Genomic DNA, 15,547 nt, shown 5'->3' on the forward strand with positions numbered 1-15,547 from the left:
AACTTAATATGATTCAGGATCAGAAATATTTAGTTGAATTGGCGCATACTAAAATGCCTTTTGGTAAATATCAAGGTTACTACCTTGTTGATTTACCAGAGTATTATATTGTTTGGTATAACAATAAAGGATTTCCAAAAGGCAAATTAGGTGAACAATTACAACTTATTTATGAAATTAAAAGTAATGGTTTAGAACCATTAATACGAAATATCAGAAAAAACTTTCAGAAATAGTAAATCCATTTTTAAGGGTTTTAAAGATTTATATTAGAACTATCGGGCTTAAATTCGTACTTTTGCCCAGTTTTATTTTTAACTACACAACAATAACAACGTAATGAAACAAACGAAATATATTTTTGTAACTGGTGGTGTTACTTCTTCATTAGGGAAGGGGATTATTGCGGCTTCTTTAGCTAAATTATTGCAAGCTAGAGGGTATTCAACTACTATACAGAAGTTTGACCCTTATATTAATGTCGATCCAGGTACTTTAAATCCTTATGAACACGGAGAATGTTTTGTAACAAATGATGGTGCAGAGACTGACTTAGATTTAGGGCATTATGAACGATTTTTAAATGTACCTACATCTCAAGCAAACAATGTTACGACTGGTAGAGTATATCTTTCGGTTATTGAAAAGGAGAGGCGTGGAGAGTTTCTTGGAAAAACTGTACAAGTAGTTCCTCATATTACAAATGAGATTAAGGAACGTATGCAGTTATTAGGCAAAACTGGAGATTACGATATTGTTATTACTGAAATAGGTGGTACTGTAGGTGATATCGAATCTCTTCCTTATATTGAATCAGTACGTCAATTACTTTGGGAATTAGGTGAAAATAATGCAATAGTAATTCATTTAACCCTAGTACCATATCTTGCAGCGGCTGGTGAGTTAAAAACAAAGCCGACTCAACATTCTGTTAAGACATTAATGGAAAGTGGTATTAAAGCAGATATTCTAGTATGTCGTACCGAACATGAACTTTCTAGTGATATTCGTCAAAAATTAGCCGCATTTTGTAATGTAAAACCAGATGCCGTTATCCAATCTATTGATGCATCAACTATCTATGAAGTACCAAATTTAATGCTAGAAGAAGGTTTAGATAAGGTTACTTTAAGGAAACTTGATTTACCTGAAAAGATGTCTCCTGATTTGAAAAAATGGAATGATTTCTTACATAAATTGAAAAACCCAATACATGCTGTAAATGTTGGACTGGTTGGTAAATATGTAGAATTACAAGATTCTTATAAATCAATTTTAGAAGCATTAATACATGGTGGTGCTGAAAATGCTACTAAAGTTAATATCATAAGTATTCAATCGGATTCAATTAATTCAAAAAATGTTGCTTCAACTTTACAAAATTTAGATGCAATTCTTGTTGCTCCTGGTTTTGGTTCTAGAGGTATTGAAGGAAAAATTGAAACAGTTAAATATGCTAGAGAAAATAAAGTACCATTCTTTGGTATCTGCTTAGGAATGCAGATGGCTGCAATTGAATTTGCAAGAAATGTCTTGAAAATGGAGAATGCAAATACAACTGAAGTAAATGATAGTACTAAATTCCCGGTTATCACTTTTATGGAAGACCAACGTACTATTACTGATAAAGGAGGTACAATGCGATTAGGAGGATGGGACTGTGAGATTAGTTCAAATTCAAAAGCATTTGATGTTTATCAATCTAATTTAATTAATGAGAGACATAGACATAGATATGAATTTAATAATATTTATTTGAATGACTTTGAAAAAGCTGGTATGATAGCATCTGGAAAAAACCCAGAAACAGGTTTAGTAGAAATTTTCGAATTGAAAGAGCATCCATTCTTTGTTGGAGTTCAATTTCATCCTGAATACAAAAGTACCGTTGCTACACCACATCCACTTTTCGTTAGCTTTATAAAAGCAGCAGTAGAAAATAAAAAATAGGTGAGAAATAGGTCAGTTAATCTCTCATGGGGTTTTCAACAATTAATTGAAAAATTTACAATATAAGTAATGGAAGGAAAAAAACTAGATCGTAACAGTATTATTGGATTTGTAGTCATTGCTGGTCTATTAATTTGGATGATGTTAAACAACATTAACAAAGAAAAAGAATCAATGGCAAATGATTCTGAAAAGAGTCAAAAAGAACAAGTAGATACTGCACGAGCAAATACGATTGAAACTGCTATTGTTGATCATTTAGAAGGAAATGATTCAATTAGTGAAGTTAAATTGAAAGAATCGCTTGGAGCTTTTGCATACAGTGGTTTATTACCAAGTGCAGAAGGTGGGAATACAGAGCTAAAAAATGAAGTATTAACTCTTTCTATATCCAATAAAGGAGGAGTTATTGAGAGTTTAGTAGTTAATGATTTTAAAAGATTTTCAAGTAAATCTGACGAAATTGTTCAACTGATTAAAGATAGAAATGCTCAGTTTAATTTAGAGTTACACACAACTGATAATAGGGTTTTAAATACAAAAGATTTGTATTTTGAGCCAGAATTAATAAAAGAGGGTGAGAACCAAGTGTTGGCTATGCGCTTAAAAGCTTCGGCTAACCAATTTTTAGAATTTCGTTATGTAATCAAACCAAATGATTATATGTTGGATTTCTCAATTCGCTCACAAGGTTTAAGCAAAATAGTTGATTTGTCAAAAAATCCTCAACTAGATTGGGCAATGAAAACCTATCGCAATGAAATGAGTGTTTCATACGAAAATCGTTATACTCTCATTGCATATGAGTATGAAAATGGTAAAGATAACAGTCTTAGCCCTGCTAGTAAATTAGATGATAAATCGGTTAAAGATGTAAGTTATATTGCTTTCAAACAACATTTCTTTACATCAATTCTTTTAACTGATACTCCATTCACTACTGCTGAGTTGAAATCAGAGAACTTGATTAAAGATGAAGAAGTTGATACTGTTTTTACAAAACAGTTTACGGCTGTATTGCCACTTGAATATAAAAATGGGGAATTAAATTATGATATGAATTGGTATTTCGGACCTTCTGATTATAAAATTCTTAAATCATATGAAAGAAATCTTGATAAAGTTGTTCCATTAGGATGGGGGATTTTTGGATGGGTTAATAGATACTTGTTTATTCCAGCCTATTCGTTCATTAGTTCATTCTCTTTTATTACTCATGGTATAGCTATTATTATCTTTACAATCTTAGTTAGACTTGCAATGTCACCAATTACATATAAGTCTTATTTATCTCAAGCTAAGATGAAGGTAATTCGTCCTGAAATTAATGAGTTAAACGATAAGTTTAAGAATGATCCAATGAAGAAGCAACAGGAAACAATGAAATTGTATTCTAAAGCTGGCGTAAACCCAATGGCAGGATGTATTCCAGCCGTATTACAAATACCTATTTTCTACTCATTGTTTCAATTCTTTCCTTCAGCATTTGAGTTGAGACAGAAAAGTTTTTTATGGGCAGATGACTTATCATCTTATGATGCTGTAATACAACTTCCGTTTACTATACCTTTTTATGGTAACCATATTAGTTTGTTTCCACTATTAGCATCAATTGCCATTTTCTTTTATATGAAAATGACTACAGGTGATCAACAAATGGCAGCACCACAACAAGAGGGTATGCCTGATATGGGAAAATTAATGAAGATTATGATCTACATTTCTCCAGTGATGATGTTGTTCTTCTTTAATAACTATGCTTCAGGATTGAGTTTGTATTATTTTGTTTCAAATTTAATTACTATTGGAATTATGTATGTGATTAAAAATCATATTATAAAAGAAGGTAAGATTAAGGCTATTATAGAAGAAAATAAAACAAAACAAAAACCAAAAGGTAGATTCCAAAGGAAAATGCAAGAGATGATGGAACAAGCTCAAGAGCAACAACGCTTAAAAGAGCAACAAAAGAAGAAAAAATAATTAATTGAAACTCCTCCTAATCGAGGAGTTTTTTTTTCATATATAATAAAATCATTGTAATTCTTTTTAAAAATTCTCAATATTAAGATTAATTATAATTCTCTCAAGTACTACTTTTAAATTAGTAGAAATTTTAAAGAAAGTATTGATATAACAAGTAGTTAATGTGGTCTGTGAAATTGAGATATTCTCTAAATTAATATAGTAGTTTCATTCTTTCTATTCTATATTAATTTAATATTAAAGCTTTCTAAATAGCATCCATATAGAATTTTTAAAGTTGTATTTTTGCTTTTTTATTTTCATTAGCAAAATTATTATGAAAAGAGTTGTTGTAGGGCTTTCTGGGGGTGTTGATTCCAGTGTTGCCGCATACTTATTGAAAGAACAAGGTTATGAAGTTATCGGCTTATTTATGAAGAACTGGCATGATGACTCAGTTACTATATCCAACGAATGTCCTTGGTTAGAGGACAGCAATGATGCATTAATGGTTGCCGAAAAATTAGGTATTCCATTTCAAACAGTTGATTTAAGTGAACAATACAAGGATAGAATAGTCGATTACATGTTTAAAGAATATGAACATGGTCGTACGCCAAATCCCGATGTATTGTGCAATCGTGAGATTAAGTTTGATGTTTTTATGAAGATAGCCCTTGAATTAGGTGCTGACTTTGTTGCAACTGGACATTATTGTAGAAAAGAAGAGGAATTAATTTCGACTGAAGAAGAATCAGAAAAAACTATATATAAACTATTAGCTGGAGTTGACCCCGGTAAAGATCAATCTTATTTTTTATGTCAGCTTTCACAAGAACAATTAGCTAAATCTTTATTTCCAATTGGACATTTATTGAAATCCGAAGTAAGAGAAATTGCTTCTAATATGGGATTGATTACCGCAGGTAAGAAAGATTCACAAGGGCTTTGTTTTATAGGTAAAGTTAGACTTCCTGAATTCTTACAGCAACAATTGAAAGCTAAGGAAGGTTCTATCTATGAAATTCCAAGTACTCACGATATTTTCTCTTCTAAAAGATCTGTTTTTAATTCTATTGAAGAACAATTGAAAGAAGAGGCTCGTTCGCTTGTATATACCAAAGAAATGGGGAAAATGGTCGGGAAACATCAAGGCGCACATTATTTTACTATAGGTCAGAGAAAAGGACTAAATGTCGGAGGTACCGCTGAGCCACTTTTTATAATTAGCACTGATGTTAAAGATAATATCATTTATACAGGACAAGGTAATGAACATCCGGGTCTTTTTCAAAAAAGTTTATATGTTAAAAATGAAGAGGTTCATTGGATTCGCACTGATTTAGCTTTGAAAGTAGGTGAGCATATGCCTATATTAGCAAGAATTAGATATCGTCAACCTTTGCAACAAGCTACACTTTATCAGTTGAGTGATGGAATGTATGTTCAGTTTAATGAACCCCAATCCGCAATAACTGAAGGTCAGTTTGTTTCTTGGCATTTAGATGATGAACTAATTGGTTCAGGTGTAATTTCAAAACTTTAATTTAATGAATAATAGAATAACTTCACTCTTTGGTATTGAATTTCCAATTATCCAAGGTGGAATGATATGGAATAGTGGTTACAAATTAGCTAGTGCAGTTAGTAATGCTGGTGGGCTTGGTTTAATAGGAGCTGGATCTATGTATCCAGAGATTCTTAGAGAACATATTCAAAAATGTAAAAAAGCAACATCAAAACCATTTGGGGTAAATGTCCCTATGCTTTATCCTAACATACAGGAGATAATAGATATTATTATTGAAGAGAATGTAAAGATTGTGTTTACATCAGCAGGAAACCCTAAAACTTGGACTCCATTTTTACAGGAAAAGGGTATTACGGTTGTTCATGTTGTAAGTTCTTCAAAATTTGCTTTAAAAGCACAAGAAGCCGGTGTAGATGCAATAGTCGCTGAGGGATTTGAAGCAGGTGGGCATAATGGTAGAGAAGAAACAACAACTTTGACTTTGATTCCTATGGTTAAAGAAAAAATAAACATTCCCTTAATCGCTGCAGGAGGAATTGCAACTGGTAGGGGGATGTTAGCTGCTATGATTTTAGGAGCGGATGGGGTGCAAATGGGAACGCGATTTGCGGCTTCATTAGAAAGTTCAGCCCATATCAATTTTAAAAATTTACTACTTGAGACTGGAGAAGGAGATACTGTTTTAACATTAAAAGAATTAGCACCAGTTAGACTTATCAAAAATGAGTTTTATGATGGACTAATGGAATTATATAGAACTAATCCAACAGTTGAAGAGCTAAATACTTATTTAGGACGAGCTAGAGCAAAAAGAGGAATGTTTGAAGGAGATCTAAAAGATGGTGAGCTCGAAATAGGACAAATAATTGGCTTAATTAATAAAATAGACTCTGTAGATGAAATTATTAGAGTTATAGTCGAAGAGTTTAAAATAGCTCAAAAGGAATCCTTTTCTTTTTAATTTATTAATTTTATTTAATATAATATCATTAAAATGAAACCTAATATTTTGTTTAGGTTCATTTTAACCATTACATTTAGTACATAATTAAAAATCCTATTGTAAAATGAGCTACTATAAAATAGAGAATTTAGAACAATATTTTAAGCATTATAAGAAGTCTGTTCGAGAACCTCGTAAATTTTGGGGTAAAATAGCTGAAGAAAATTTTGTTTGGTATCAAGGCTGGGATAAAGTTTTTGATTTCAATATGGAAGAGTCTAAATTTGAATGGTTTTTGAATGGTAAATTAAATATTGTTAAAAACTGCATAGATAGGCATTTAGCGAAGAGAGGAGATAAAACAGCAATTATTTTCGAACCAAATAATCCCGACGAACCAGCTTTAGAAATTAGTTATAACGAGCTTTATAACCGAGTTTGTAAAATGGCTAATGTTCTTAAAGAGCAGGGAGTTAAGAAAGGGGATAGGGTATGCATATATTTACCAATGATTCCTGAATTAGCAATTAGTATGCTAGCCTGCGCTAGAATTGGTGCAGTACATAGTGTAATATTTGCAGGTTTTTCATCTTCAGCAGTTTCAAATCGTATCAACGATGCAGGATGTAATTGTGTTATTACATCTGATGGAGGATTTAGAGGATCTAGAGTAATAGAAATAAAATCAATTATTGACGAAGCATTAGAGTCATGTAATACCGTTGAGACTGTTTTAGTTGTTAATAGAACTAATTCTGTTGTAAATATGATGGAAGGCAGAGACAAGTGGTTAGAACCACTTTTGAATCAAGCAATACCAAATAATGTAGCACAAGTGATGGATGCAGAAGATCCATTATTTATTTTATATACTTCAGGATCTACTGGTCAACCTAAAGGTATGGTACATACAACCGCTGGATATATGGTGCAAACCGGATATACTTTTAAAAATGTTTTTGACTATCAAGAAAACGACATTTTTTGGTGTACTGCAGATATTGGATGGATTACTGGTCATTCTTACATACTTTACGGTCCATTATTAAACGGTGGAACTACAGTTCTCTTTGAAGGTGTTCCTTCATTTCCAAATCCTGGACGTTTTTGGGATGTAATTGACAAGTTTAAAGTAAATCAATTTTACACAGCACCAACAGCATTGCGCTCTTTGATGGCAGAAGATTATAAATTCGTAAATTCTCATGACCTATCAAGTTTGAGAGTCATAGGATCGGTAGGAGAACCAATAAATGAAGAAGCTTGGCATTGGTATAACGACCATGTTGGAAAGAAAAAATGTCCAATAGTGGATACGTGGTGGCAAACTGAAACAGGATGTATTTTAATCTCTCCATTGCCTTTCATTACTCCAACTAAGCCTACTTATGCAACTTTACCACTTCCAGGTATACAACCTGTATTGATGGACGATAAAAGAAATGAAATTTTAGACAATCAAGTAGACGGAAGTCTTTGTATAAAATTCCCGTGGCCTGCAATGGCTAGGACTATCTGGAATAACCATGATAGATATAAAGAAACATATTTTTCTCAGTTTCCTGGTAAGTATTTTACTGGAGATAGAGCTCTAAGAGATGAAGTTGGTTATTATAGAATTACAGGTAGAGAAGATGATGTTGTTATCGTTTCTGGACATAATTTAGGAACAGCTCCAATTGAAGATGCAATCAACGAACATCCAGCAATTGCAGAAAGTGCCGTAGTTGGATTTAAACATCCAATAAAAGGAAATGATTTATATGGATATATTACTTTAAAGATGCAGGGAGAGTATAGAGACCGTGAAAATCTGAAAAAAGAAATAAATGAGCATATTTCAAGTCATATAGGTCCAATTGCAAAGCTAGGTAAAATACAATTTGTAGAAAGTTTACCCAAAACGAGGTCAGGTAAAATTATGCGTAGAATTTTAAGATCCATTGCTAATGGAGAAACAAAAGAATTTGGTGATATATCAACTTTAATTAATCCAGAAGTTTTAGATAGTATAATAAAGAATAAAGAGTAAAAAAAAGCATCCAACCAGTTGGATGCTTTTTTTTTAAATATTATAGATCTTACAAATTGCAAAATTGAGAGATTAGGATAATTAAAACTGCAATGACTGATAGAAGAATACCAATGACATTTTTTAATTGAAGCTTTTCTTTAAATATGAAGTATCCGACTAAAGTACCTAATATAATCACTCCAAAATTCATACCTGCAAATACTGTAGTAGGACTATCACTAAACACTCTATGAGCTTTTAAATAAAAAAAGATATTTAAAAAATTAAATAAACCTAAAGGAATTCCAAATAGTAATGAAGTATAACTTAATTTTTTATTCTTAAATATTAAGTAAAAAAGATTGATAAAAATTGATACAATTGCTGCTCCAATGAAGATATAAAACATTGAGGTAGTGTATGGTATTGATGAATATAAAGCTAATTGCTTAAATAATATGTCAATTACACCAAATCCAATAAAGACTGAGATAGGAAATAACCAATCAGAATAGTCACTAATATTTTGTTTTGATTTATTCTTGTTACTTAGGATTAGGTATATAGAAATAAATCCAATTATGATTCCACAATACTTTAGTATGGATATTTTCTCATTAAAAATTGTAATAGCAGCGATTATTGGAAGAAATAATGATAAACGTTGAGCAATATCTGTCCGAATAATACCAACTTGCTGAACTGATTTAAAGAGAAAAAGAAAAATTGTAGGTAGTAGAACTATTAATGCGGCAATAGTTAGATATGGGATTTTTTTAGGACTGGAATAAGTATCAATATCAAATAATAGAAATGACAAGATTATAGAAACTAGATAATTGACAGTAATCATTTGAAAAATATCAGTATTATATTTTTTAGATATTTTTATTAGTATTCCTACAAAAACACTAAAGAAGACGCTTAAAATAAGATATAACATTATTTAATAAATTTAGAATGCAAAGTTACACAAAGAATAAGAAGTAGATTCAATATTTCTATTTTACATAATAAGCATTATAAGAAGAAGAATATGTAAAAAAACAGAGAATTAATTGACTTATAATCTTTCAAAAGCTTACTTTTGTAGCCTTAAATAAGAATTAATTTAATATAAACAATTTCATTGTGGAAAACCCTAATGCTCAAAAATTAATTAAGAAAGTTCAATCTGATTTAATTACTAATGGACTTATTGTAGAGGATATTGTAGCTGATTTAAAAAAACTGAGAGAATACGCTCTTTTAGAAGAAAAACCAGTTCTAGTTAAAGCCATACGATTAACGTATGAACATATTCAAAATAACAATGGATTCTTAATAGAAATTCCTTCTGATGAACCTGTTGAAGAAACAGAAGATAATTTGAATGTAGTAGAACCTACGAATGATTTAGAGAGTTTAAATTATATTCTATCCTTATTTAAGGACATTGAAAACAAACATAATTTAGCTGACTTAAAGGAATACAATTCTAAACTTCAGGATTTTTAATATTTCATAATGGCATCATATTGAGTTCGGTATTTTACCGGACTTTTTTATACTAAAAAGAATCTCATCATTTAAATATTTTAATTATGCTTAAATTTTTTAAAATTATTGCTTTTTTAGAAGGGGTTTCACTCCTACTCTTATTATTTGTAGCCATGCCTATGAAATATTTTTTCAGCAGACCAGAATTGGTAAGTTCTGTTGGAATGGCTCATGGTGTATTATTTATAGTCTATATAGTTTTAGCAACTGTATTGTTTATGGATAAAAGATGGGATTTAAAAACTTATGCTTTTATCTGCTTAGCTTCTATAATTCCATTTGGCACATTTATTGTAGAGAACAAGTTTCTAAAAGAAGCCTAATTTTTTAAGAAACATTAAATAGTCCAAATATTGTAAACCATTTGTAAATTTAAAGTTTCTTTTTCTAAGGGATTTATAATAAAAACTGATTTTCGTCTAGTTTTTTTTAATAAAACCAAAAACTAAGAAGTATCTTTTAGTAATTTACATTTTTTTATTATATTTGCAATAGTAACACAATGTCCTTTTTTATATATTTAAAGAGGAAGAACTTTAAAAAAAAGAAATATGAAAAAAATTGCATTACCATTAATCGCTACAGTATTAGCAATCGGTACAGCTACAGCACAAGATAAACCATATAATAAATGGTCTATTGATTTGAATGCTGGTATTACTAAACCAACTAATCCATTTTCTGATGGATATTATACAAAAGATTTCAATTTTATTCATGCTGATGGTGGGGTTCGTTATATGTTTAATAACAAATTCGGACTTAAAGCTGACTTTGGTTTCGACAAATTTGAAAACGATGATGACAGCAATACTTTTGAAACAAAATATTACAGAACTAGTTTACAAGGAGTTGTTAACTTAGGTAGAGTTCTTAATTTTGAAGAGTGGACTAAAGCTTTGAACTTACAAGCTCATGCTGGTGCAGGATATTCTTGGATGACAAATGAGAAATTTAGTGATAAAGACCAAATGGGTCACTTTATCTTAGGTTTAACAGGACAAGTTAAGTTATCAGAAAGAGTTGCTTTAAATGCTGACTTTACAATGATTAACAATGTTAGACAAGACAAAACTTGGGACGGTGCTTCAGATGTGAGTTCTAGAGGATTTGACGGAACTATGTATAATGCTACATTAGGTTTATCTTTCTACTTAGGTGGAAATGATAAGCATGCTGACTGGTATTTCGGAGACGCAGTAACTAATAAATTAGCTGAATTAGACAGTAGATTAACTGATGTTGAAAACAAAATGGTTGATTCAGATAATGATGGAGTTGCTGACTATTTAGATCAAGAGCCAAACACTCCTGCTGGAGCAATGGTTGATACTAAAGGTAGATCTATTGACAAAAACAACAACGGTATTCCTGATAGTTTCGAAACTTATTTAGAAGAGAAATACGGAAACTTAAATAAAGATGTTGTTATGAATGTTGATGACAGCGCTTTAGTTAAAGAATTAATTAACAAAGGATACGTTGCTGTTTATTTTGATTTTGACAAATCTCAACCTACAACAATTGATGGTATTAACTTTATCGTTACTTATTTAAGAAGTAATCCAGCAGCTTCTGTTGAAGTAATTGGATATGCAGATGCAGTTGGTAATGCTAACTACAATAAGCAATTATCTGAGAAACGTGCTAATAACGTTAAAGATATATTAGTTAAAACAGGTGTTTCTGCTTCTAAAATTTCAGTTACTGGAAATGGAGTTGATTCAACAATTGATAAAGGTTCTAATTCTGCACGTAAAGTAGCAAGAAGAGTTATTTTCAAAGTAAAATAAACTTTAGAAAATTACAATTTAAAAGCGCAAGTTTATCTTGCGCTTTTTTTCGTTTTATATAATTCTAAAAACAGATCTTATGGACTTTAAAGTAGTAGCTGATTATAAACCTACAGGAGATCAGCCCGAAGCTATTAAGAAATTAAGCCAAAGTTTATTGGATAATGAAAAATTCCAAACTCTATTGGGTGTTACAGGTTCAGGTAAAACTTTTACAGTTGCAAATGTTATTCAAGAGGTTCAAAAACCAACTTTAGTCCTAGCACATAATAAAACATTAGCAGCACAACTTTATTCTGAGTTTAAGAGCTTTTTTCCAAATAATGCGGTTGAATACTTTGTTTCATACTATGATTATTATCAACCAGAAGCTTTTTTACCAGTAACCGGGACTTATATAGAAAAAGATCTCGCTATCAATGAAGAACTTGAAAGAATGCGTTTGAGTACGACATCTTCTTTACTTTCAGGACGTAGAGATATATTAGTTGTCGCTTCTGTTTCTTGCTTGTATGGTATTGGAAATCCAGTCGAATTTCAAAAAAATGTTATTGCACTAGAGATTGACCAACAAATTAGTAGAACACAATTATTACATAGTTTAGTACAAAGTTTATATGCAAGAACGGAAGCTGATTTTACTCCTGGTACTTTCAGAATAAAAGGTGATACTGTAGATGTATTTCCTAGTTACTCCGAACAACCATTCAGAATTCATTTTTTTGGAGATGAAATTGAAGACATGGAGGTTTTTGATCCTGTCACTCTACAAGTTTTAGAAAAATATAAACAACTTACTATATATCCGGCAAATATGTTTGTTACCTCACCAGATGTTTTACAAGGTGCTATTTGGGAGATTCAACAAGATTTAGTAAAACAAGTAGATTATTTTAAAGAGATAGGAAAACATTTAGAAGCCAAAAGATTAGAGGAACGCACTAATTTTGATTTAGAAATGATACGGGAATTAGGATATTGCTCAGGGATTGAAAATTACTCTAGATATTTAGATGGACGTGCTCCTGGAACAAGACCCTTTTGTTTACTAGATTATTTTCCTAAAGATTATCTAATGGTAGTTGATGAGAGTCATGTAACTCTTTCACAAGTACATGCGATGTTTGGTGGAGACAGGTCAAGGAAAGAGAATCTAGTTGAATATGGCTTTAGATTACCGGCAGCTATGGATAACAGACCTTTAAAATTTGAAGAGTTTGAAGCTATGCAAAATCAAGTCATTTATGTTTCTGCTACTCCAGCGGATTATGAATTGGAAAAGTCAGAAGGTGTTGTGGTAGAACAATTAATTAGACCAACTGGATTACTTGATCCGGAAATTGAAGTTCGTCCTACCGAAAATCAAATAGATGATTTAATAGAAGAAATACACCTAAGAATTGAGAAGGATGAGAGAATATTGGTCACTACCTTAACAAAGAGAATGGCTGAAGAATTAGCAAAGTATTTTGCTAAAATTGGTATTAGATGTCGATATATTCATTCTGATATAGATACACTTGAACGTGTTGAGATCATGCAAGACTTACGTAAAGGCTTGTTCGATGTTTTAATCGGAGTCAATCTTTTAAGAGAAGGATTAGATTTACCAGAAGTTTCCTTAGTAGCTATACTAGATGCTGATAAAGAAGGTTTTTTAAGGAGCCACAGGTCGCTTACTCAAACAGTTGGTCGAGCGGCACGTAATGTTAATGGTAAAGCGATAATGTATGGAGATAAAATCACAAACAGTATGCAAAAAACTATTGATGAAACAGCATATAGAAGAGAAAAACAAATAAATTACAACACTACTCATAACTTAGTACCTACCGCACTTAATAAAAAAATATCGAGTGAGTTGGTAAAAGACAATTATGAAATTGAGCGAAAAGCTATGTTAGCAGCTGAAACTCTTGTAAAATACGATACTAAATCTGATATAGAAAAAGCTATTAGAGATAAACGTAAAGCGATGGAGTTAGCAGCTAAAGAGTTAGATTTTATAATGGCAGCAAAACTTAGAGATGAAATTAAAGCATTAAAAGAGAGGTTGTAATTTTTTATTTGGTACTTTTGATAAAAAATAAAAAACATGACAAATAACGATATATTTAAGAAGTTACGTGTAGCTCTTCAGCTGAGAGATGATCAAATAGTGGAAATACTAGAACTTGTTGACTTTAGAATTTCAAAAGGAGAAGTTGGAAATTTCTTCAGAGCTGAAGATCATCCGAAATATATGGAATGTGGAGATCAGATACTAAGGAATTTTTTAAACGGATTAGTTATTTATCTTCGTGGTACAAAAGAAAATCCTAAAAATCCAATGGATATTTTGGAAAGTAATAAAAAGGCAATAGAAAAAACCTCTAAGCCCAAACCTATTTCTTCTGAGAAAAAAACAACATATTCAGAAGTAAAGAAAACGAGTAAACCTAAGAGCTCAAAGCCTGCGGAAAAACGTAGTAAGCCTGAAAATCCATTTGCAGGAATTAAATTCAATAATGGGAAAAAGAAGAAATAGTTTTCTTTTATTTATATAACAAAAAAGCCTGAGTCTTAGACTCAGGCTTTTTTGTTATATATGTGATAATCTTCTTAATTAAGACAAAGCAGCTTTTACTTGATCAGCAGCTTCTTGGAACTCAACTGCAGAAAGAATTGGCATTCCAGATTTATCGATAAGATCTTTAGCTAATTCAGCATTAGTACCTTGAAGACGAACAATAATAGGAACATTGATATCATCTCCCATATTTGAGTAAGCATCAACTACACCTTGGGCAACACGGTCACAACGAACGATACCACCAAAGATATTAATTAAAATTGCTTTAACATTAGGATCTTTTAATATAATACGGAAAGCAGTTTCAACTCTTTTCGCATCTGCTGTTCCACCAACGTCTAAGAAGTTAGCAGGTTCAAAACCAGCATACTTAATAAGATCCATAGTAGCCATAGCTAAACCTGCACCATTAACCATACATCCAACTGTACCGTCTAAGTCAACATAGTTTAACCCAGCTTTATTAGCTTCAACTTCAATAGGTCTTTCTTCAGAAAAATCACGGAATTCAGCATATTCTTTTTGTCTGTATAAAGCGTTGTCGTCGATAGTAACTTTAGCATCAACAGCTAAAATCATATTATCCGAAGTTTTTAATACAGGGTTAATTTCAAACATAGAAGAATCACTTCCGATATATGCTCTATAAAGTGCATCTACGAACTTAACCATCTCTTTGAATGCATTACCAGATAATCCTAAATTAAAAGCAATTCTACGAGCTTGGAATCCTTGTAGTCCAACAGAAGGGTCGATTTCTTCTTTGAAAATTAAATGTGGAGTCTTTTCAGCAACTTCTTCAATATCCATTCCACCTTCAGTAGAATACATAATCATGTTACGTCCTTTAGCTCTATCTAATAAAACAGACATATAAAACTCAGAAGTTTCACTCTCACCTGGGTAGTAAACATCTTCAGCAACCAATACTCGATTTACTTTTTTACCTTCAGGCGGAGTTTGTGGAGTAATAAGATCCATTCCAATGATCTTTCCAGCTATTTCTTTAACTTCATCCAAGTTCTTAGCTAGTTTAACACCTCCACCTTTACCTCTACCACCAGCGTGGATTTGAGCTTTAATTACGAACCAACTTGTACCAGTTTCTTCTGTAAGTTGTTTTGCTTTTTCTACTGCTTCTTCTGCATTGTTAGCAACTAAACCACGTTGTACTCTTACTCCGTAGCTTGCTAATATTTGTTTACCTTGAAATTCGTGTAAATTCATAGTGTGATACGTT

13 protein-coding genes are annotated in these 15,547 nt (G+C 31.5%); 11 read left to right on the forward strand and 2 right to left on the reverse strand.

What is annotated here, in order from left to right; translation table 11 throughout:
- The first annotated feature begins 8 nt into the window (after positions 1-8).
- The 6 genes from BM024_RS07480 (at position 9) to acs (ending at position 8,421) form a co-directional block, all read left to right on the forward strand.
- A complete protein-coding gene (locus BM024_RS07480) occupies positions 9-236 on the forward strand; it encodes a DUF3820 family protein (protein ID WP_090678981.1) in 228 nt (75 codons plus the stop codon).
- Between the two features lie 103 nt (positions 237-339).
- Positions 340-1,950 carry a CTP synthase gene (locus tag BM024_RS07485; RefSeq protein ID WP_090678846.1) on the forward strand — a complete coding sequence of 537 codons (1,611 nt, stop codon included), beginning with the start codon at positions 340-342 and terminating at the stop codon, positions 1,948-1,950.
- 69 nt (positions 1,951-2,019) lie between these two features.
- Entirely contained in the window at positions 2,020-3,933 is a 1,914-nt protein-coding gene (yidC, locus tag BM024_RS07490) for a membrane protein insertase YidC (RefSeq protein WP_090678847.1), read from the forward strand.
- 319 nt (positions 3,934-4,252) lie between these two features.
- Positions 4,253-5,461, forward strand: a complete 1,209-nt coding sequence (gene mnmA, locus BM024_RS07495) for a tRNA 2-thiouridine(34) synthase MnmA (protein ID WP_090678848.1) — start codon at positions 4,253-4,255, stop codon at positions 5,459-5,461.
- A gap of 4 nt (positions 5,462-5,465) precedes the next feature.
- Positions 5,466-6,407 carry an NAD(P)H-dependent flavin oxidoreductase gene (locus BM024_RS07500; RefSeq protein ID WP_090678849.1) on the forward strand — a complete coding sequence of 314 codons (942 nt, stop codon included), beginning with the start codon at positions 5,466-5,468 and terminating at the stop codon, positions 6,405-6,407.
- A gap of 106 nt (positions 6,408-6,513) precedes the next feature.
- The gene (gene acs, locus BM024_RS07505) at positions 6,514-8,421 is read left to right on the forward strand and encodes an acetate--CoA ligase (RefSeq protein ID WP_090678850.1); all 1,908 of its coding nucleotides are present in this window, start codon (positions 6,514-6,516) and stop codon (positions 8,419-8,421) included.
- A 49-nt stretch (positions 8,422-8,470) separates the two neighbouring features.
- Here the strand turns inward: acs and BM024_RS07510 are convergent, their stop codons facing one another.
- Positions 8,471-9,346, reverse strand: a complete 876-nt coding sequence (locus BM024_RS07510; protein ID WP_090678851.1) for a DMT family transporter — start codon at positions 9,344-9,346, stop codon at positions 8,471-8,473.
- 188 nt (positions 9,347-9,534) lie between these two features.
- On the opposite strand from BM024_RS07510, the gene BM024_RS07515 reads away from it, so the two are divergent.
- The 5 genes from BM024_RS07515 (at position 9,535) to BM024_RS07535 (ending at position 14,262) form a co-directional block, all read left to right on the forward strand.
- The gene (locus BM024_RS07515) at positions 9,535-9,900 is read left to right on the forward strand and encodes a hypothetical protein (protein ID WP_090678852.1); all 366 of its coding nucleotides are present in this window, start codon (positions 9,535-9,537) and stop codon (positions 9,898-9,900) included.
- An 86-nt stretch (positions 9,901-9,986) separates the two neighbouring features.
- Positions 9,987-10,265 carry a DUF3817 domain-containing protein gene (locus tag BM024_RS07520; RefSeq protein ID WP_090678853.1) on the forward strand — a complete coding sequence of 93 codons (279 nt, stop codon included), beginning with the start codon at positions 9,987-9,989 and terminating at the stop codon, positions 10,263-10,265.
- 228 nt (positions 10,266-10,493) lie between these two features.
- On the forward strand, positions 10,494-11,735 hold the full coding sequence (locus BM024_RS07525; RefSeq protein WP_090678855.1) for an OmpA family protein: 1,242 nt from the start codon (positions 10,494-10,496) through the stop codon (positions 11,733-11,735).
- Between the two features lie 79 nt (positions 11,736-11,814).
- Complete coding sequence (gene uvrB, locus BM024_RS07530) at positions 11,815-13,794, forward strand: excinuclease ABC subunit UvrB (protein ID WP_090678856.1); 1,980 nt, start codon at positions 11,815-11,817, stop codon at positions 13,792-13,794.
- A gap of 36 nt (positions 13,795-13,830) precedes the next feature.
- Entirely contained in the window at positions 13,831-14,262 is a 432-nt protein-coding gene (locus BM024_RS07535) for a DUF1456 family protein (RefSeq protein ID WP_090678857.1), read from the forward strand.
- Positions 14,263-14,340: 78 nt separating this feature from the next.
- Here BM024_RS07535 and sucC read toward each other — a convergent pair whose 3' ends face one another.
- On the reverse strand, positions 14,341-15,534 hold the full coding sequence (sucC, locus tag BM024_RS07540) for an ADP-forming succinate--CoA ligase subunit beta (RefSeq protein ID WP_090678859.1): 1,194 nt from the start codon (positions 15,532-15,534) through the stop codon (positions 14,341-14,343).
- Positions 15,535-15,547: the final 13 nt, after the last annotated feature.

Source organism: Myroides guanonis, from assembly GCF_900114085.1.
Taxonomy (GTDB): Bacteria; Bacteroidota; Bacteroidia; order Flavobacteriales; family Flavobacteriaceae; genus Flavobacterium; species Flavobacterium guanonis.